Source organism: Nostoc sp. FACHB-892 (assembly GCF_014698795.1).
GTDB lineage: Bacteria > Cyanobacteriota > Cyanobacteriia > Cyanobacteriales > Nostocaceae > Nostoc.
In genome coordinates this window covers 30708-50256 of record NZ_JACJTR010000006.1, presented here as the reverse complement: position 1 = coordinate 50256, position 19549 = coordinate 30708, and the positions used below count along the sequence as shown (strand labels likewise).

General features: G+C 39.7%; 16 protein-coding genes and 1 pseudogene. 10 read left to right on the top strand and 7 right to left on the bottom strand.

Features of this window, described 5'->3' with window-relative positions:
- Positions 1–38: 38 nt before the first annotated feature.
- The 3 genes from H6G96_RS10105 to H6G96_RS10095 all read right to left on the bottom strand — a co-directional run bounded on the left by H6G96_RS10105 (position 39) and on the right by H6G96_RS10095 (position 4396).
- Positions 39–1598: an AAA-like domain-containing protein gene (locus tag H6G96_RS10105; RefSeq protein WP_190911340.1), complete on the bottom strand. Its 1560-nt coding sequence runs from the start codon at positions 1596–1598 to the stop codon at positions 39–41.
- A gap of 123 nt (positions 1599–1721) precedes the next feature.
- A complete protein-coding gene (locus H6G96_RS10100) occupies positions 1722–3101 on the bottom strand; it encodes an AAA-like domain-containing protein (protein ID WP_347242208.1) in 1380 nt (459 codons plus the stop codon).
- Positions 3102–3733: 632 nt separating this feature from the next.
- Entirely contained in the window at positions 3734–4396 is a 663-nt protein-coding gene (locus tag H6G96_RS10095) for a class I SAM-dependent methyltransferase (protein ID WP_190911339.1), read from the bottom strand.
- A gap of 252 nt (positions 4397–4648) precedes the next feature.
- Between H6G96_RS10095 and H6G96_RS10090 the strand changes: the two genes are divergently transcribed.
- Together H6G96_RS10090 and radC are read left to right on the top strand one after the other, a co-directional pair.
- Positions 4649–5587, top strand: a complete 939-nt coding sequence (locus H6G96_RS10090) for a phosphoribulokinase (RefSeq protein ID WP_190911338.1) — start codon at positions 4649–4651, stop codon at positions 5585–5587.
- 306 nt (positions 5588–5893) lie between these two features.
- Positions 5894–6625: a DNA repair protein RadC gene (gene radC, locus H6G96_RS10085; protein ID WP_190911337.1), complete on the top strand. Its 732-nt coding sequence runs from the start codon at positions 5894–5896 to the stop codon at positions 6623–6625.
- Positions 6626–7128: 503 nt separating this feature from the next.
- Here radC and H6G96_RS41250 read toward each other — a convergent pair.
- Positions 7129–7275: pseudogene (locus H6G96_RS41250) on the bottom strand (ISAs1 family transposase); the annotation flags it as partial.
- 182 nt (positions 7276–7457) lie between these two features.
- Between H6G96_RS41250 and H6G96_RS41245 the strand changes: the two are divergent.
- Entirely contained in the window at positions 7458–7631 is a 174-nt protein-coding gene (locus tag H6G96_RS41245) for a hypothetical protein (protein ID WP_242063227.1), read from the top strand.
- 318 nt (positions 7632–7949) lie between these two features.
- Here the strand turns inward: H6G96_RS41245 and H6G96_RS10070 are convergent, their stop codons facing one another.
- Complete coding sequence (locus H6G96_RS10070) at positions 7950–8261, bottom strand: threonine dehydratase (RefSeq protein WP_190911335.1); 312 nt, start codon at positions 8259–8261, stop codon at positions 7950–7952.
- A 464-nt stretch (positions 8262–8725) separates the two neighbouring features.
- Here H6G96_RS10070 and H6G96_RS10065 point away from each other — a divergent pair, with 464 nt between their 5' ends.
- Together H6G96_RS10065 and H6G96_RS10060 are read left to right on the top strand one after the other, a co-directional pair.
- The gene (locus tag H6G96_RS10065; RefSeq protein ID WP_190911334.1) at positions 8726–11011 is read left to right on the top strand and encodes a family 10 glycosylhydrolase; all 2286 of its coding nucleotides are present in this window, start codon (positions 8726–8728) and stop codon (positions 11009–11011) included.
- 111 nt (positions 11012–11122) lie between these two features.
- Positions 11123–11275: a hypothetical protein gene (locus tag H6G96_RS10060; protein WP_190911333.1), complete on the top strand. Its 153-nt coding sequence runs from the start codon at positions 11123–11125 to the stop codon at positions 11273–11275.
- Between the two features lie 20 nt (positions 11276–11295).
- Here H6G96_RS10060 and H6G96_RS10055 read toward each other — a convergent pair whose 3' ends face one another.
- On the bottom strand, positions 11296–12261 hold the full coding sequence (locus H6G96_RS10055) for a glycosyltransferase family 8 protein (RefSeq protein ID WP_190911332.1): 966 nt from the start codon (positions 12259–12261) through the stop codon (positions 11296–11298).
- A 164-nt stretch (positions 12262–12425) separates the two neighbouring features.
- Between H6G96_RS10055 and pheT the strand changes: the two genes are divergently transcribed.
- Positions 12426–14888, top strand: coding sequence for a phenylalanine--tRNA ligase subunit beta (gene pheT, locus H6G96_RS10050; RefSeq protein ID WP_190911331.1), 2463 nt, complete (start codon positions 12426–12428; stop codon positions 14886–14888).
- Between the two features lie 123 nt (positions 14889–15011).
- Here pheT and H6G96_RS10045 read toward each other — a convergent pair whose 3' ends face one another.
- Positions 15012–15464: a hypothetical protein gene (locus H6G96_RS10045; RefSeq protein WP_190911330.1), complete on the bottom strand. Its 453-nt coding sequence runs from the start codon at positions 15462–15464 to the stop codon at positions 15012–15014.
- A gap of 226 nt (positions 15465–15690) precedes the next feature.
- Here H6G96_RS10045 and H6G96_RS41240 point away from each other — a divergent pair, with 226 nt between their 5' ends.
- Genes H6G96_RS41240 through H6G96_RS10030 form a run of 4 tightly spaced genes read left to right on the top strand, consistent with a single transcriptional unit; the run spans position 15691 to position 19488 of the window.
- Positions 15691–16539, top strand: coding sequence for an AAA family ATPase (locus H6G96_RS41240; RefSeq protein WP_242063226.1), 849 nt, complete (start codon positions 15691–15693; stop codon positions 16537–16539).
- Positions 16540–16599: 60 nt separating this feature from the next.
- Complete coding sequence (locus H6G96_RS41235; RefSeq protein WP_242063225.1) at positions 16600–17331, top strand: hypothetical protein; 732 nt, start codon at positions 16600–16602, stop codon at positions 17329–17331.
- A gap of 6 nt (positions 17332–17337) precedes the next feature.
- Entirely contained in the window at positions 17338–18312 is a 975-nt protein-coding gene (locus tag H6G96_RS10035) for a WD40 repeat domain-containing protein (RefSeq protein WP_190911329.1), read from the top strand.
- A gap of 3 nt (positions 18313–18315) precedes the next feature.
- Complete coding sequence (locus H6G96_RS10030; protein ID WP_190911328.1) at positions 18316–19488, top strand: ATP-binding protein; 1173 nt, start codon at positions 18316–18318, stop codon at positions 19486–19488.
- The last annotated feature ends 61 nt before the right edge of the window (positions 19489–19549 follow it).

Below are 19549 nucleotides of genomic sequence, written 5' to 3'. Positions count from 1 at the left end.
TATATAATCAGCAAAGTGAAATTGCGAGAATTCTGGGTTCAACAGGCTGATTGAAAATTTGCAGTTATTCCTTTGCCCTCATGAACTATTCGGTTACATTTTAGTTGCGATTCTAAAGCATTAATCTTTTGTAAAAGGGACACTCCCCACACCATAGAAATCGCCAACTTGATTGTCATGCCCACAAGTAAAAGTGTCACTATTGTGGCACTTTTCTTTTGTTGAGCCAGCCTTTTTTGGTGTTCTGCAAGTCGTGCTTCAACTTCTTTGGCACGTTCGGCCTCTAATGCTTGCTGCATTTCTCGCCGATCTAATTCTTCACTAGCAGCTAAAAACCGATAATCTAAGTTGCTTAAGCTTTTACCATGTGCCCAGGTTTCGGCATCAATCAGCGCTTGTCCGCGTAATAAGCGAGATTCATCCTTTTGGTTTGAAGCTATCCATGCATTGAAGGTTTCGTAATAGGGACGCAAGTAAGCTAATTTTTTTCCAACCCATTCTAAATTGAAAACTTCTTGATAAATTCGGTTTTTGATTTTCAGAAATCCTTGCTTTTTGATTACCAAACCAGACAGCAATAGTTCAACTTGTTCTCGACTATCGTCGGCTGATACTTCCACTCCTTGGAGAATTTGTTGATAAATTCCCAGCAATCTGGCGGCAAATTGTTCGTTTCCGAGAATGCGATCGCGAATTGTCCGTAAATGCTCCGGTTCATCTTGTGATTCCCATTTCTCAATGATGTGCGATCGCACCACATTTTCTATCCAAAATTCTTCTGTGCCAGGGGGAACTCTTAGCTTTCTACCCACATCATATTGAGATAAACTGACAATTAATCGACACAGCTTTTGAGTAAGAAATGGTTGCCCTTCTGTCCACGCTAATATTTCTTTCAAAAGTTTCTGGGGATAATTTTCTTTAATATTTAGCCCTAAAGATAGCGGTTGAGCTTCTTCAAATGTGAAACCATTTACTTGGATAGCTTTACCAATATTAAACGGGGTAGTATTGTTTCGATATCGGATTAAGTCTGAAGGTGTTGCAACACCGAAAATTGCAAATGTAATCCGATGATACTCTGGATCAATTGCTCGTTGGTTATAGCAGAAGCGAATAAAGCTAAAAAAGTCATCAACAGAGAAGTCAAGACTGAGAATGCTATCGATTTCATCAATAAAAATAAATAGTCTTTCGTGAGGAAACTGAACTAACAGAATTTCCGAAATAAATCGACTGAGTTTCTGAACTAAAGAAATATCATTTTGTTCTTGCCACCAAGTTCTTAAATTGACTTTTCCTAACAGCTTAAAACTCAACCATAGATCACCCACAACTCCTTTATACCACTGCTCTGGAGTTATATTTTCACAACCAATATTAGTCATATCAATAGTGGCACATTTAAAGCCCTCTTGTTGGAAACGATGCTTTGTTTTTACCATAAGTGAGGATTTGCCCATCTGCCTACTGCTCAGAATGTAGCAAAATTCACCCTGTTTTAAGGCTTCGTAAAGTTCTACATCTGCTCTGCGCTCAACATAGCTAGGAGCGTCACTGGTGAGCGTACCACCAACTTGGTATCGATAATTACTCATTTGATTTAAAAAAATTAGTTATTATTTTTAATAAATAAATTCGTCTCAAAAAAATTAATTAAGTTTATATTAACAGCGACAACTCTTTTGATTATTTGTGTTTCAAAAGTTTCCATAATTATATTACCCTGATTTTTTTCCCAGTTGTTGGCTAAAATAAAGGCGATACAATTCACACATTGTGTGAGCCTGATTCCCATTGAGTTGAACCAAACCCATACTTTCTAGCTTGTAGGCAGCGATCGCGTCTAACTCTACTTTTTCATCTGTTGCAATTACCTTTTCCATAGCTGACATTAATTCTGGTTCTTTTTGGAGTAAGCTCAACAGTTCTCGTAAATGCTGACTATAAATTCCCACTGGTGTAGATGCCGTTTCTAGTAACACCTCTAACGGCATTTCCTCTTGACGTAGATGATAAAGTGCAAGACTCACCAAATAGGGATGTCCTCCTACCATTACTTGTAAGGGTACAAGGCGTTCTGCTCCTTCGGAGTCTGCTGCCCAATATAGCCCGTAAGATAATGCTAAATTTTGTACCTGATTGAGAGTAAATGGTGGCAGCGTAATTGTTATCCCGACATTGAAAGGCGATTGGTTTAGCTTAAGCGGAATATAAATCTCTGTGGTGTAAACTACCACCATTCGCAGTTTTTGCCAGATTTGATCTTGCTTTGCTTGTTCGTGCCAAAATCGCAGCATTGGCAGAAAATCTTGGGCAATATTAGGATGTTCAAAAACTCGATGGACTTCATTCAAAGCTAAAACTACAGGGCTTTGATCAATGTATTGCAGCAGATATGCTTCAAAATAGATTTTGCAGCTTACCTTGCTGCCCATTTCTGTATCCCAAAAATCATCTAGACAGGGAAGGAGATTTAATTGCCTGCTGACATTGATACAAAACCAACGCAAAAATTTATCAAGGCAAGCAAAAACATCTTGGTCAGCTTCTTGAAAGTCCAAATAGACAACTTGATAACCTTGCTCTTTAGCATAAGCAATCATCCGGTTTAGCAGTGAACTTTTACCCGTCTTTCGAGGTGCTTTGATCCGGATTAAACAACCAGGGTGTAAAATCTCATTATAAACAAGTTCTTCCAAAGGAGGACGATTGATGTAAAGAGGAGAACCCAGTGGTACAGGCCCGCTAGGAAATTCGATATTGCTTCCTGAAAATAAGTTTGGAGAAACCTTTTTTACACTAGATTCTTCACCGAACTTTTGTTGGCTTTGATTTTCCTGATCGCTTATCTTCTCTTGTAGATATTTCTCTAACGCTAAATGCAGGTTTTTTTTAGTTATTTTTTTTCCAAGTGCAACGGAAAGGTCTTGCCACAACTCAGAGCCAACTTCCTTAATGTAATTGTTGCGGTAACCTGATACCTCTGCCATTTCATCGTAAGTTTTGCCCAACCACGATTGAGAGAACACAAACCACTGAATGGAGGCGAGAGGCTTGTCTTGCAAAATTCTTTCTACTGCTTGCAGAATATCTTCCACGAATATTAATATTAAAGGTTAAACACTTAGTAGAGACATTTATTTACTTTGGTCTATTAATAATATACAACAAAATAAAGGCTTAAAAAAGAAAACCCAATATGTATGAGTACAATTTTGTACACTATAATTAATCTTTAAATAAAAAAATTCTTAGTTTGACACTTTAAAGTTGCAAAAGTGGATTTGAGTTGGAAAAATTAGCTGTTATAACTAGTCTATTGTTTTTGCCAAGCCTTAGAGAAAAGGTAATTCATACATCAACTCATCCTCGTAAATTGGCGAAGGTATTGTTGGATTAAATTATTTTCATTAATTATTATATATTATCTACCTAGATAATCTCTTATTTTGCTACAGCAGACTTTGATACATACATTTTTATATACTATCTTACGCTATGCCCACGCCAAGCAAGCGCTTGTCTCTAGTACTGGGGGGAAATTGTGCGATGGGTTACGCCTTTGGTAGGCGATCGCATTTTCAGCAAAGTTCTAAGTACTATTTTACTGAAATAGTATATAATTTTACTTTTTACACACAAATCTAGCCTCAATAGGATCAAGAGCTTCTCCGAGATGAAGCAGGAAGATTTCAGTTTGAAAGCATTCGTTAGTAAATTATGAACGGTATTATTTCTTCAATGCCAGAGTTAAGCCATCTGCGATCGCTACTAAACTAAGACTAACTCTTTGGTCTTGATGCAGCTTTTGATTAAAGGCACGAATCTTTTTAGTTCTATTATCTTGCACTTGGGGGTCAGCAACCCTGCCTGACCAAAGGACATTATCAATCGCAATTAGTCCCCCTGGACGCACTAATTGCAGCGATCGCTCATAATAAGCATCATAGTTGCTCTTATCTGCATCGATGAAAGCAAAATCAAAGGTTTCTGCTTCTTTGGTTGTCAGCAGCCGATCCAAAGTCTCCAAAGCTGGGGCAATGTGCAGTTGAATTTTATCCGCAACTCCTGCTTGCTGCCAATAGCGCCGAGCGATCGTTGTAAATTCTTCACTCACATCACAGGCTACCACCTTACCGTCGCTTGGTAATGCCAATGCCACCACCAAGGAACTATAACCTGTAAATACCCCAATGTCCAAAGTTTTCTTAGCTCCCAGCAACTGCACGAGTAACGCCAGCAGCTGTCCCTGTTCGGGAGCAATCTGCATTTTCCCTATTCGATACTGAGCTGTTTCCTGTCTCAGTTGCGTTAAAATCTCTGGTTCTCGGAGAGAGACTGACAATAAATAATCATAAAGGTTTTGTTCGAGTCCTAGTGTTTGAGTTGTCATAAAACGTTCATTCCTCTTTTGCCTAAACCCTACACACTAATTCTCTGGTTTAATCTCTATATCGCTGAGTGAAAAAAGATGTTAGCCCAGGTTTGATACTTCAACCTGCAATCAACCAGCGCACAGACATTCTATATGTAGAGATATTGCATACCAAACCTTTGTTTGAGTTACTTGCCTAAACACCTCTAGAATAAAAACTATTGTAGGAAGATTTTATTACTAAACTTGCTTTTATTCTGGGAGGTATTGATGAGCCGTCCAATAATTCTTGGTATTGTAGGTGACAGCGCTGCTGGGAAAACAACACTAACGCGAGGAATCGCTCAGGTACTCGGCCCAGAAAATGTTACGCTCATTTGTACAGATGATTATCACCGTTACGATCGCCAACAACGTGCAGAGATTGGCATCACTGCCCTCCACCCGGACTGCAACCACCTAGATATTATGCAGCAACATCTGTCGCTGCTACGCACAGGACAGCCAATTCTGAAGCCAGTTTACAGTCATAAAACCGGCACATTCGAGCCACCGCAGTATATCAAGCCGAATAAATTCGTGATTATTGAGGGATTGCTGGGTTATTCTACTCGTGCTGCCCGTGACTCTTACGATGTTAAAGTTTACCTTGCACCCCCAGAAACAATCCGCACTAAGTGGAAAGTCAAGCGAGATACACAAAAGCGGGGTTACACTGCCGAACAGGTGCTAGCGGAACTAGAAAAGCGCGAACCAGACTCAGCACAATTCATCCGTCCGCAGCGGCAATGGTCTGATATAGTTATTAGTTTTTACCCACCCACAGAGGAAGCTGATGAAACGAATGGACACCTGAATGTGCGACTGGTACTTCGTCCAACAATTCCCCACCCAGATTTTACCCAGATTATCAACTCTAGCTATGGTAATTCTGACTCAGCGATCCGTCTGGGGCTAGACAGGGATATGAGTAAACCAGTAGATGTCTTAGAAGTTGATGGTCATGCAACCTTAGAACAGGTGAATAAGCTAGAGCATATTATTTGTTCTGATATGCCCCATTTACGAAATATTTGCGATCGCGAAAGTAATCCAGAACTGGGTAAAGTTGCTGGTACAACTGGGGAAACACTGCAAAGTTACCCCCTTGCTCTTACTCAGTTGATCATTACTTACCATATGCTGAAAGCGACGCAAATTCATCAGTAATCAGCGAATACGAAGGAGTTTAACGGGTTTGTGATCGCGTTTAGTGTTGGGCTGTTGAATTATGCGATGCCTACGGCGGTAAACTACGCCCTTTGCTGACGCTATCCAAACTTTAGATGCATCATAATCACAAATCTAAATCTTGTGGCAAGTATTTGGAAAGATGGTGTTATCACACGTATCTCTACATAGGAACTAGAGGTAAAATTCCCCAAAATTAAAGATTTTCTCAAGTAAAGATAATTTATAGAGCAAACAAGGGATAACTAAAGATAGTTTGATGTGTGGTGACGATTATCTTAGTTTATGACCTATTGCCTCAGAATTGCCGACCTACCTACAAATGAGCGTCCGCGTGAGCGATTAATGACGCATGGTGCCAAAATTTTAGCCACAGCAGAGTTAATCGCAATTCTTCTAGGCACTGGTCAAGGGCCGGGCAAACTATCTGCTGTGGGTTTGGGACAATATATCTTAAGCGAATTAGGCAAACACCAACGTGATCCTTTGGCAGTTTTACGAGAAGTTAGCCCTGCTGAGTTGATGCAAATTTCTGGTGTTGGCCCAGCGAAGGCGACAAGTATCTTAGCAGCAATTGAATTGGGTAAACGCGCCTTTCAATCTCGTCCGAATGATGGCACATTAATTGATAGCCCACTTGCTGCTGCTGCTACCCTCAGTCAAGATTTGATGTGGCAGATACAAGAACGTTTTGCAGTGGTGCTATTAGATGTTAAGAATCGTTTATTGGGTACGCAAGTAATTACCATTGGCACAGCAACTGAAACCCTAGCCTCTCCCCGTGATATCTTTCGGGAAGTTATTCGTCAAGGTGCAACGCGAGTAATAGTTGCCCACAACCATCCTTCTGGCAACCTTGAACCCAGCCAGGAAGATATAGAATTGACGCGTCAGTTATTAACAGGGGCGCTGCTTTTGGGCATTCCGGTACTAGATCATCTGATTTTGGGTAATGGCAATCATCAGAGTTTACGGGAAATGACAACCTTGTGGGATGAGCATCCACAGGGAGATTAACTCTCTTCTTTTTTTGTATAACCGTGCTATAAAGATGACAAAATCAGTCAGTAGTTATCTTGAGAAGTCAAGCTCGTTCCGACGCTCGTTCTTCACTAACGCTGCGCTATCGTTAATGCTGCCTTAACAGAGTGGCTTTTGCTGCTCCGACTTTTCGCTACGACGGACTAGTACCGCAAGGCGGTAGTCAAAAGTCAAAATGAATACAGTGTAGTGTAGGCATTTCGTTGATTTGGAATGGGTTGTTTATTTGCGCCCTGCTGTACTAGGGCGTGTTTTCAAACTACTCGTTTAGCCTCCTAACTTTTGAGATCCCCCTAAATCCCCCTTTTTAAGGGGGACTTTGAGAGGTTTTTGCCCCCTTTAAAAAAGGAGGTTGGCAGGGTGGTTTCATATAAACAGAGAAAAAACCTTTTGGAGTTGGTTGGATAAGGCACGTTGTGCTTGAGGGATAGTTCGGAAACCAAAAAATCTGGCGATCGTATCGTAATGAAAAAGCTGTGCAAAATTGCCCAATTAACAGGAGCATTGCCACCACGACGCAGTGGAAAATCTTCGGAAAAAGTAACATCTTTGAACCAGTGTAGTCGATTTTCAATTCCCCAGTGTCCTTGAGTATCAGCAAGCAATTGTTGAGCTTCGAGATTCTGGACAACAACACCACGTTGGTGACTAAATACTGACACAACCGAGATAAAGTTCTGATATGACTGACTATAATCTGTCAGTGTGCAACGAATGCTCTTAGCATCAACTGCCAATCTTCCTCTGGTTTTGGTGGGGCGATTAAGTTGGAGGGGAGATGCGATAGCAATGCAGAGGAATCTACGCGATGAGTGGTAATCGCTACGTGTTGGATACGAATGCGATAGTAGCTCTGCTTCAAGGAAATTCTCAACTTATTCAATTACTCCAAGATGCTGATTGGATTAAAGTTTCAGTTATTAGCAAAATTGAATTTCTCGCGTTTTCAGGGCTGAGTCAAGAGGATCGTCAGCGTTTTTAGCAGTTTTTGCAACGAGTTGAGGTTGTCAACTTAATGGCGAGTGATGCTGTTTTGATTAAGAAAATCATTGGAATTCGCTAGCAATATCGGTTGAAACTACCAGATGCAATTATTGCAGCAATGGCGATCCAAAATTCAGCAAGTTTGTTGACTGTCGATGAAGAGTCTGCAAAGGTAACAATTTTAACAGTAATGAATTGGTAGCTCTACCTTTTCCTTGCAGTGCATCACAAAGCGATGCCTACAGTCAGCTTCTCTACGAGACGCTGCGCGGACGCTAACGTATTACTAAAATCACCATTCAATTGATGGTTTTTGTTAGTTCTTTTTCACATCACGAGCCATATTGAGAAAGTAGTCGTCAATTTTGGCATTAGGACGACGCCGGGTAGTGGCGGAAATTTTAGGAGTATTATCTTGATTCGTTTCAATTTGCTCTTTTGCAGAAGTTTGTTTTATACCTTGCTGCTGATCAGATTCCAAGAAATAACCAGAGCTATTGAATCCAAACAGGTTGCCAAAAAAACCAAAGAAATTTCCGAAAAAATTGGAAACACTTTGGAATAAAACACCAAACAAGCCTTGAATCCGAATGAACAAGTTCCGAACAGTTTGAGTTAGACGAAACATAACAGCACCCTCTATGATTGCCTATTATCATTGTGACTTAATTCCAATAAGAGGAATGATGCTATAGCGGTTCCCACTCAAATGTGGTACAAAATTATGTCGCAAGGTATAGGGAACATACCGTACCCCTACGGGTATACTCACGTAAGCAAGAACCGCTATATGCAAAAAATCTACCAAGCGTAGGCGTAATACCATTTTGGATTTTAGATTTTGGATTGGAAACCGCTTAAAGTATCTAGGTTTTCTCTGTCCATCTGTCACAATCATTTTTAAAGTTGGTATGAGAGCAACGAAAACTTATTACAGGTTACATCTGAAACATTTATACTTGGCACTACTAACCCGATAACTGCGTCAACTCTCTTGCAGCTAAATTACTGTATCAGTTTTCCTGGTGCAGCAATTTAACGTTGATATGAAATGAAATATAGCCAATTAACCTCATTTAGTAAGCAGAAGTAATGAAAACTCAGTTCTGGGAAAAAACCATAAAAATTAATGCTACTTTAACTAAGTTACTATTTAAGCCTGTGCGTAGAGGCTTACTTCTATGTCGTAGCAAGCTACTTAAAGCGTCTAGTGTTGCGCTTAGTCGCCTCATTCATCAAGGTTGGTGGCTTTTAAGGAAACGTCTGCTGCCATTATTATGTCTGATATCATTCGTTTCCGTATTACTAGTCAACACTTTTGCTCCTAGCCTTGCTCAACTACCTCCTCAACCTCGTCAGGAAATTCGGGGGGTGTGGCTGAGTGGTAACGATTTTAGCGTTTTTAGAAATCGCTCAAAGGTACAAGCAGCTATGAGCCAACTACGGCAGTTAAACTTTAACACTGTTTATCCAGTAGTGTGGAACGATGGCTATACACATTACCCCAGTGCCATCATGCAAAAAAAGGGTATTCCTTTCTTCTTTAAGGGAACAGATGGACAGGATGTGATTGCAGACATTATTAGCCAAGCCCGTAGAGAAGGGTTACTAGCAATTCCTTGGTTTGAATTTGGTTTCATGGTTCCTCTAAGTTCGGAACTTGCATCTCAGCATCCAGATTGGCTGACACAAAAGCCAGATGGGACTCAAACTTCAATTAGTGCTGCGGGTGAAGTAGCGTGGTTGAATCCGTTTCACCCGGAAGTGCAAAAGTTGATCACCGAACTCGTGATGGAAGTCATTACTCAATACAATGCTGATGGCGTTCAATTTGACGACCACATGAGTTTACCTGTAGATTTTGGTTACGATAAATACACAATTAATCTATTTACTCAAGAAACTGGCAATCCTCCCCCATCCAATCCGCAAGCTCAAGCATGGATAAAATGGCGGGCAGATAAAATCACTGCATTCATGTTACACCTCTACCAAACTGTGAAAGCCAGAAAACCGAATGCTATTTTCTCAGTTTCTCCTAATTATTATGATTTTGCCTACAAGTTGCAACTGCAAGACTGGCTCAACTGGGTACGGTTGGGTATTGTCGATGAATTAGTCATGCAGGTATACCGTAATGATTTAGAAAGTTTTATCGCTCAAATTAACCGCCCAGAAATTTTAGAAACCCAAAAAATCATCCCAACTGGTATCGGTATTATGGCAGGGTTACGAAATCGCCCAGTCTCCATGCCACAAATCCAATCCCAGGTAGAAGCAGCACAGCAACGCGGTTTAGGTACTGGCTTTTTCTATTACGAAAGCCTTTGGGATATTGCGCCTGAACCAGTAGCGCAACGACAATCAGCATTTGCCGCTCTTTTCCCAAATCCAGCGTTGCGGGACATCTCTCAAAATACACCGCGCAAGCCAACTTTTGATACTATATCCCTACCTTTATATACAAAACCTTCTCTCGGTCAACGGGTTCGCGGCTATTTTCTGGAAATGGCGATCGCAAATGGTCAGCCAAAGCGTATCTTATTAGATACAGGTTCAGCAGGGCTGCGAGTCCCTAAAGAGTTTTTAGGTAATGCTCCTATCCGCAGAACGGGACAAAATATCAAGGAAGTATTGAGTGATGGTACTATCCTAGAAGGAGAATTAGTTTATACTAATGTCCGGTTTGGTTTACTTCCCGCCGCAGAACCCGTTCCGGTACAGATTGTTACTAGTCGCCAATGTACTGCCCAAAAACCTAATTGTTCAGCAAAGAGTAGTGTGCCATTTTCTGGGATTATTGGTGTCAACTATTTTGAAAAATCACTACCCTATAATCCATTGAGAAAATTACCAGGAAATCTGAGTAACGGATTTATTGTGATGGGAAATGGTGGTACTAACAACAATGGCAGCCTAATTCTCGGTTTAACTGCCAATAATCAAGCAGGTTTTAAAATGGCTGCTTGGAGTAAACAAAGCGAAATTAATGATATACCCGGTAACAGATGGGACTCTCGATTGAGCAAAGCTTGTTTAACTATTGCTGGGAGTTCTGCTAAAAACTCTTGTAATAGCAAAATGATCACTGATACTGGAACTATTAATGGTTTGACTGAATTCAAATTAGCTTCTACAGCAGGTAAACTTAAACCAGGAGTATTAGGTTCAGCAAATGCTCTAAAAGTAGCAATTAATGGCATTTTTGATTACAGCCTGAAACCAGGAACCCGCGACGGATTTAATCGCTGGAATTTGAGTATTTCACCACAGGCAGAACTTCCTATATTTGTAAATACTGGTATCGCCTTTTTTGATAAATACGATGTCCTTTTCGACCATGTTAATGGAAGACAAGGCTTTCGCAGTCGGCGGTAATACCATTTCACTTTAATAATGATACAAATACGCTGGTAGGGGCATGGCATTGCCCATTGGTGTCAACTTAAGCAAAAAGGAAGCAAAAGATGTAATCTAAGAACATTAATAATGGTGTTTTTAGATTACATCATGGCAAGAAAACGTCCAACGCGAACAGGAAACCCAGACCTGCGGCAACAAATACAAGACCCATTTTTTTCTAATAGAAACGTCTTTGCTATAGGCTTGCAACCCTTGAGTTTAATTATTTTTCTCGGTTGAAAGAAAGATTTAGTTTTTTATTATGCTTTTAACAGTGACTTAATTCGCTGCTTTGCCATATAATAAATGTTACTAAAAAACGCAATCTGTTTTTGCCTTTCTTTTTTTACAGCTTGTTCAGCATACCAATTAGACCAAATTGAATTATCAAGGTATTGAAAAAATAAATCTTTGTAAGGATGGTTGCAACTATTGTGCCAAGGCTTATCTTTAGTTGAAAAATGAATAATATCAGGATTATTAATAAGCTGATTGAATACATCTTCTGTAAACGGACTATCTTGCCAAGATGAATATTGAAATAAATATGGCATTTGATTCCATTTGGGTTCAAGTTCGCCCCATTTTCCTGCAAGAATAGCATTCAAACCATCTTGATCGTGCCAGCGCACATACTGTTTATTTATTCTCACATACTCAATTACTTTTTCACAAATATTATCTTCCCGCCATTTTTTGAGATTCATTACTAAAACCCCAGAATTAAAGTATTTAGATTCTGAGGAAATGCCAAGATTTTGATAATTAATGAGTCCTCTTGGCGAAGATACATAAGGCGCTCCCATATCCTGTGCTGCCAAAAGATAATATTCTCCAATATCAATATTCCATAATTGCTCTATATTTCCTTGGACAATCACATCGCTATCAATGTAAATTGCCTTATTAAATTGCTTTGGTAACATTTGAGGAATTAAAAGCCGATAGTAAGCAGCAACTGTAATAGTGGATGAAGTCTGTACGTTTTTAAAGTGCTGCTTTTTAGGCTTGATCCAATTGATACTGACTTCCTCAGATTTTAAGTTTTTGATAATTCTATGTTTGTTGAGTTTACTAATTCCACCATCAATAATATATAGAACCAACTTATGCTCACTTTGGAAATTGGCAATAACTGAGCGGGTAGCCGATGCTATAGGCATAGAGTAGTTATCATCAGCAGCACAAACAAGAACAATTGATTTTTCGTTGGATAGGATTGTCATTATTGCATTTTTATATATTGTTTAGCATCAAAGATTGTTCTGTCAGTCTAACGTAGTAGGATTGTTCAAGTGAAAGGGTACGCCTTGCGGGATGAGTAGCCATCGATCGCTAGTAGTCACCCTAAAATAAAAACAGAAGATGATTCCTAAAACAAGCACACTCCATGCGTATTTCTCTAAATTGGCTGCGCGAACTAGTAGAGATAAAACTTAGTCCAGAAGAATTAGCCGAAACCCTGACAATGGCAGGGTTTGAGGTTGAAGATATTGAAGATCGCCGCACTTGGGCAAATGGCGTGGTTGTAGGGAAAGTGCTTGAGCGTCAACCTCATCCCAACGCCGATAAATTGAGTGTTTGCCAAGTGGATGTCGGCGCAGGTGAGACTTTAAATATTGTCTGTGGCGCTGCCAATGTGAAGGCAGATATCTATGTGCCAGTAGCAACTACAGGTACTTACTTACCCAACATCGATTTAAAAATTAAGCCTGCAAAATTGCGTGGTGTCCCATCTCAGGGCATGATTTGTTCTTTAAAGGAACTTGGTTTGCCCACAGATGTAGACGGAATCCATATTTTTTCTCAAGAAAATTTACCATTGGGTAGTGATGTGCGTCCGTTATTGGGTCTAGATGATGTAATTTTAGACCTCACCGCAACTGCTAATCGCGCTGATGCTCTGAGCATGGTAGGCGTAGCACGAGAAGTAGCAGCTTTAACTGGTGGAAAGTTAAGTATTCCTGAACCTGGTGAAGTCTCTATTAACAATAGTGCCGGAAATTTAGCTTTAAAAATTGCCAATACCCAAGCTTGTCCTGCATACATTGGTACGGTAATTGAACAGGTAAAAATTGCTCCATCACCCGAATGGTTGCAGCAGCGTTTACGGGCTGCTGGGGTACGTCCTATAAGTAATGTCGTAGATATTACTAACTACGTTTTGTTGGAATGGGGACAACCACTGCACGCTTTTGACCGCGATCGCTTAAAATCTGTTGCAGGTAATGAAAGTTTAACTATTGGTGTCCGCTTCGCCACTGCTGGAGAATCTCTCAAAACCCTGGATGGACAAACTCGCACTTTATCAACCCAAAATTTGTTAATTACCGCTAACGAAAAACCCGTTGCACTGGCGGGAGTCATGGGTGGAGAAGAAACGGAAGTCCATGAAGGGACTCAAAGTCTAGTTTTAGAAGCAGCTTTATTTGATTCCGTGGCAATTCGCCGTTCTTCCCGCAGTGTTGGCTTAAGAAGTGAGGCTTCTGGCAGATATGAACGGGGAGTTAACCGCGCTGAGTTGGAAGTAGCTAACCGTCGCGCCTTATCTTTAATTAGCGAATTAGCTAGTGGAATTCTTGTCCAGCAAGAAATTGCCGACACTCGCCCCGATCCTTCTACCTGGAGTCGTTCTATCGCACTGCGTTTAGACCGAGTTAATCAGATATTGGGGCCAATCGATTTAGGAGAGGACACAGGTGAACTCCAAGAACAAGATGTTGAACGCATCCTGACTGCATTGGGATGTAAGTTGACTCCTTCAAAGGATGTTTTAGGAGAAGATGCTACGCATCAACCTAAATGGTCAGTTTCTGTTCCACCCTATCGTTACCGCGACTTAGAGCGAGAAATTGATTTAATTGAAGAAATCGCCCGGCTTTATGGCTACAACAAATTTTGTGATACCTTACCAGAAAAAGCAGAAGCTGGTTATCTGCCCATAGATGAGGAGCTGATTCGCAAGTTACGAGCTTTTCTGCGGGCTGAAGGGTTGACAGAATTAATTCACTATTCTTTAGTCAAACCAGGAGAAGACAGACCGATAGTGCTGTCAAACCCTTTATTTGCCGAATATTCAGCACTGCGAACCGATTTGCTATCTGGGTTAATTGATGCCTTTCAATACAATTTAGAGCAGGGTAATGGTGCCCTTAACGGTTTTGAAATCGGGCAAATTTTCTGGCAAGAAGAAGACGGTTTGCAAGAAACAGAAGCCCTGGCTGGAATTGTGGGAGGCGATCGCACACTTGGCAAATGGTCAAAAAGTGGACGCGAAGAACCTATCACTTGGTTTGAAGCCAAAGGCATTTTAGAAAGTGTATTTCGGCAACTTGCCTTGCAAGTAGAATTTCAGCCCGATCGCCGCGACGATCGCTTACATCCAGGACGCACCGCTTCCCTATGGATTCGGGGTAATAGACTGGGTATTTTTGGACAACTTCATCCCCAATTGCGACGAGAAAAAGGTCTACCAGATTCAGTTTATGTTTTCCAGTTGGATCTAGATGTGCTTTTAGAATCTTTAGGGCAAGATGAAATTCTGGTTCCAACATTCCAGCCTTATTCTACCTATCCAGCTAGCGATCGCGACATCGCCTTTTTCGCACCTGTGAAAATCTCAGTTGCCGACATTCAAAAAGTAATCACTAAAGCGAGTAAAGATTTGCTCGAATCGGTGGAATTATTTGATGAATATCGAGGTGAAAATGTCCCCGAAGGACAGAGGAGTTTAGCATTTCGCTTAGTTTATCGGGCTAGCGATCGCACTCTTACTGAGGCAGAAGTTGAACCAGTACACAATAAAGTCCGCGAAGCTTTGGTGGAAAAATTCGGCGTAAACCTGAGAAGTTAGAAGTTATATCATGTTCGGCTGATTACTTACTAAACTCCAAGAACCTCACCCCGCCTGCCGCTACAGTGTACACACAAGTAGAATTACCCCCCTTATAAAGGCTACGGTGTATACACAAGTATTCTAGAGTTGCACCACAGGCTTTTGATCCCCCCAACCCCCCTTTTTAAGGGGGGCAAAAAGCTCCGCCAAATCAACAATTGGGTACGTCGAAATAGCAAATGGGTACGCCGAAATAGCAAATGGGTACGCCGAAATAGCAAATGGGTACGCCGAAATAGCAATTGGGTACGCCGAAATAGCAATTGGGTACGCCGAAATAGCAATTGGGTACGCCGAAATAGCAATTGGGTACGCCGAAATAGCAATTGGGTACGCCGAAATAGCAATTGGGTACGCCGAAATAGTAATTGGGTACGCCGAAGTAGCAAATGGGTACGCCGAAGTAGCAAATGGGTACGCCGAAATAGCAAATGGGTACGCCGAAATAGCAAATGGATACGCCGAAATAGCAAATGGGTACGCCGAAATAGCAAATGGGTACGCCGAAATAACAAATGCGTAGGCGTAGCCCATCGGTGGGAGTTTAAGATAAATTGCCTTTTGTCAATCAGTTAAAATACTCAAAATATCCTTAATAATAATTGTGTATGGGTAGACGGGGAGGAGGCGATCGCAATAATACTAATCCCAGTTGCTTGAATAAAGCAGTATTACATCTATACTACTAATCAACAGTATTTACTATATAATTTGCTCTGACGCTACTTATACTAAAATAGTAAATTTCTGGTAATCAACGATGATAGAGTTTGCTGCCATCACTTCATTGATTAGTAAATATGCTCCTCAAGCCAGTCAAATAATCATTAAACAAGCTCAAAAAAACGAAGCTATTATCAAAGTTTTACAGGAATTAAAACTCAATCCTACCGAAATTCCTGATGATGTTGATACTGTTTATGTTTACGCTCTGGTAACGTATGGTGTATTTAAGCCGGAACCAATCTTAAAATTGTTTAGAGAGAAAGTAACTAAAGATTATTTTTGGAGTGCTTATACTAATAATACTCCGTTTAAGTTCGTAGAAAATATCCGCCAGTTTATTGATAGTAATGGTTTAGACACTGATATCCGCAAAGCTAACATTAATATATCAGCAGAATTAGAGGAATTTGGTGAGATTTTTATCTCTGTCGCTAAACGCAGTACATCTGCAAAATTTTTGATTCCTCCAGACCAAACTTATCCACATTGGGATTTAGATGTTTATCCTAAAGAATTTAAAGCCTTAATTTCTGAAAAAACTCGTTTATTTTGTGGTCGTGAGTTTGTTTTTGAGGCGATTAGAGATTTCCTTGAAAATGAAAAAAAGGGTTATTTTACTGTGATTGGTGATGCAGGGATGGGTAAAAGTGCGATCGCTGCTCAATTTGTTTCATTTTATAAATGCCCTTGTTATTTTAATGTTTTCACAGAAGGACGCAACAAAACAGAAAAGTTTTTAGCCAGTATTCGTCAACAATTAATTAAGCGTTATTCCCTAAAAAACGCAGAAACGGATAATTTACAAACTTTGTTACAAAAAACCAGTGAAGAACTAAAAGGACAAAAACTTGTCATTGTTGTTGATGCATTGGATGAAGTATAACAAGAAGGAAATAGTAATTTATTAGATTTACCACAAAATCTTCCCGATGGAATCTATTTTTTGCTGACCAGACGACCTTATAATAAAGACAAAAAACGGTTGTCTGTAAATACTTCTTACATTGAATTAAATTTAAAAGATGAGGAATCTCATAAAGATATAAAAGAATATTTAGGCTTATTCATGAAGATGAGTAAAGATGAGATTCGACGATGGATTCAACAATTAATTAAAAATTCAAACCAGTCTGAAAATCAGGAAGAAATTATTGAATTAAATGAGTGGGTAGAAAGACACAATCCGCCTATTAATCAGACAGATTTTATTGATAAATTAGCTGAGAAAAGTCAAAATAATTTTATGTACTTGCGCTATGTTTTACCAGCAATTGCTACTGGTAAATATAATGACTTGAGTTTAAGAGGATTACCACAAGGACTTGACGAATATTATACAACTCATTGGCAGCGTATGGATATGGAAAATGATGACAATGACATTAATGTAAGAATACTCTTTATTTTGGTTATCAGAGGTGATGCAATATCATCAAATATGATTGCTGATATTCTCGATGAGGATATATCTCCTGTAGAGAAGATTTTAGGTGAATGGGTGGAGTATATAACACCTAAAAAAGTACAAGAAGGAGATGAAGAAAAAACTTATTATACTATTTATCACCGCAGTTTTCTGGAATTTCTGCAAAATCAACCAAAGCTAGATAAAAACAAAAATAAAAGGCGGTTTAAAGAAGTTAATCAAAAATTTTATAAATATTTTAATGCTTAAAGTCAAATGAGTAAAATTGCTAATAGATTCACATCTTTGAAGAATCTTGAAGAAAAAAAATCTTTTCTTGATAAAACACCAATTTCTGCTTTAAACGGGGGATTGACAGACGAATATTATCAAACTCTCACAGATTTTGATTTTATTTATCTAAAAATTCAAGATTCTCAATTTGGAGTAGAAGCCCTAATTAGAGATTATTTCTTAATTGAAGATTTGGAAATATTAGAAAATTTAGAAAAAAATGAAACACTAAACCCCGAAAAAGTTAAAATCCTGAAATTAATTCAACGTGCGCTAGAATTATCTTCCCATGTTTTGAATGAAAACCAAACCCAATTAGTAGGACAATTATGGGGAAGGTTGCAGAGTTTTCCCCAACCAGAAATTCAGCAAATTTTGGCAGATGCAGCAGAAAGTAAAAGTGAAATTCCTCGATTTCGCCCCATTACAGCCAGCTTAACCACTCCAGGCGGAAACCTACTGCGTACCTTGACTGGTCATAACAACTCGGTAAATGCAGTAGCGATCGCCCCAGATGGAAAAACAGCCGTATCTGGTTCAGATGACAACACCCTGAAAGTGTGGGATTTGCATACCGGAAAGGAAATCTCTACCCTGACTGGTCATAACGACTGGGTAAGAGCAGTAGCGATCGCCCCAGATGGAAAAACAGCCGTATCTGGTTCAGATGACAACACCCTGAAAGTGTGGGATTTGCATACCGGAAAGGAAATCTCTACCCTGACTGGTCATAATGGCTCAGTATATGCAGTAGTGATCGCCCCAGATGGAAAAACAGCCGTTTCTGGTTCAGATGACAACACCCTGAAAGTGTGGGATTTGCATACCGGAAAGGAAATCTCTACTTTTATTGGTGATAGTCCTATAATTTGCTGTGCAGTTTCCCCAGATGGATTGACAATTGTAGCAGGAGAACAGTCAGGGCGTGTTCATTTCCTCCGTTTAGAAGGGGGTTAAAAAATGAAACCGATTGCTCAAAATCCGATCAATATCCCCAAATATCCCTTAGAATTTCAGCAAATCATTACCGCTAAAAATCAAAACTTTGTCGGTCGTGAATTTGTCTTTGCTGCTATCAACAAATTTCTCAATCAATCTGACCGGGGCTACTTTACTATTATCGGCGATCCTGGTATTGGTAAAAGTGCCATTCTTGCCCATTATGTCAGCCAAAATCCGGGAGTTGTTTATTACAATGTCGAAATCTCAGGTAAAAGTCGCGTTGAGGAATTTCTGACGGCAATTTGCACTCAATTAATAGAAATCGCCCAAAATCAAGGTATTAAAAATCTTACCCCTAACTTTCCTGACTCTACCACAGAAGACAGTGGTTTTTTATCGTTGTTACTGCAACAAATCAGCAATAGATTGCAACCAAAACAACGTTTAATTATTACTATAGATGGCTGCGATAGAATTGATATCAATAATCAACCACGCGGCTCAAATATATTTTATTTACCCCGTTATCTACCAGAAAAAGTTTATTTTATCCTGAGTCGTCGTCCTTTTTTGGCAGATAAATCAGGTTTATTAATTGAAACACCAGCCCAATCTTTAGATTTATCAAATTACCCTGAACAAAACCGCGCTGATATTCAGGAATATATTAAAACTTATTTAAATGAATTATCTCATTCTGTAGACGCTTCTGCGGCTACTCTTCTCCTGACGGAGACGCTACGCGAACGAGAACGCCAAAGGCAAACCCGCACGGTGCGTAGCCTGAGCGAAGAGAAGAATCCCGGAGATGTTTCGCTCAACATGACACAAGGTTTTAATGATGAAACCAATTTTATGTATGTTAAAGAAATTTTAGCAGATATTACTGAGGATATTTACCCCCAAAACTTACAAATATATTATCAAAATCATTTAGAAAAAATGAATTTAGCAACCAGTAAACAGCAACCAATGGCTTTGCAGGTGTTAAATATCTTAGTTCAAGAGCAACCAATATCAATAGAAGCGATCGCCGAAACATTAGATGTAGATGAATATGAAATCAAAGTAATTTTAGACAAGTGGCAAGAGTTTTTACATTTAGAATCAATTGCAGCAGAAATCCACTATAGTATTTATCATGCTAGTTTTCGTGATTGGTTGAGGCAACAAATAGAGTCTAAAGTTTGAGTTAAAAGGGCGTTTAGAGGATGTTTGAAAAATCCTCTTGTCGATAGCAAAAGTTTTAGAT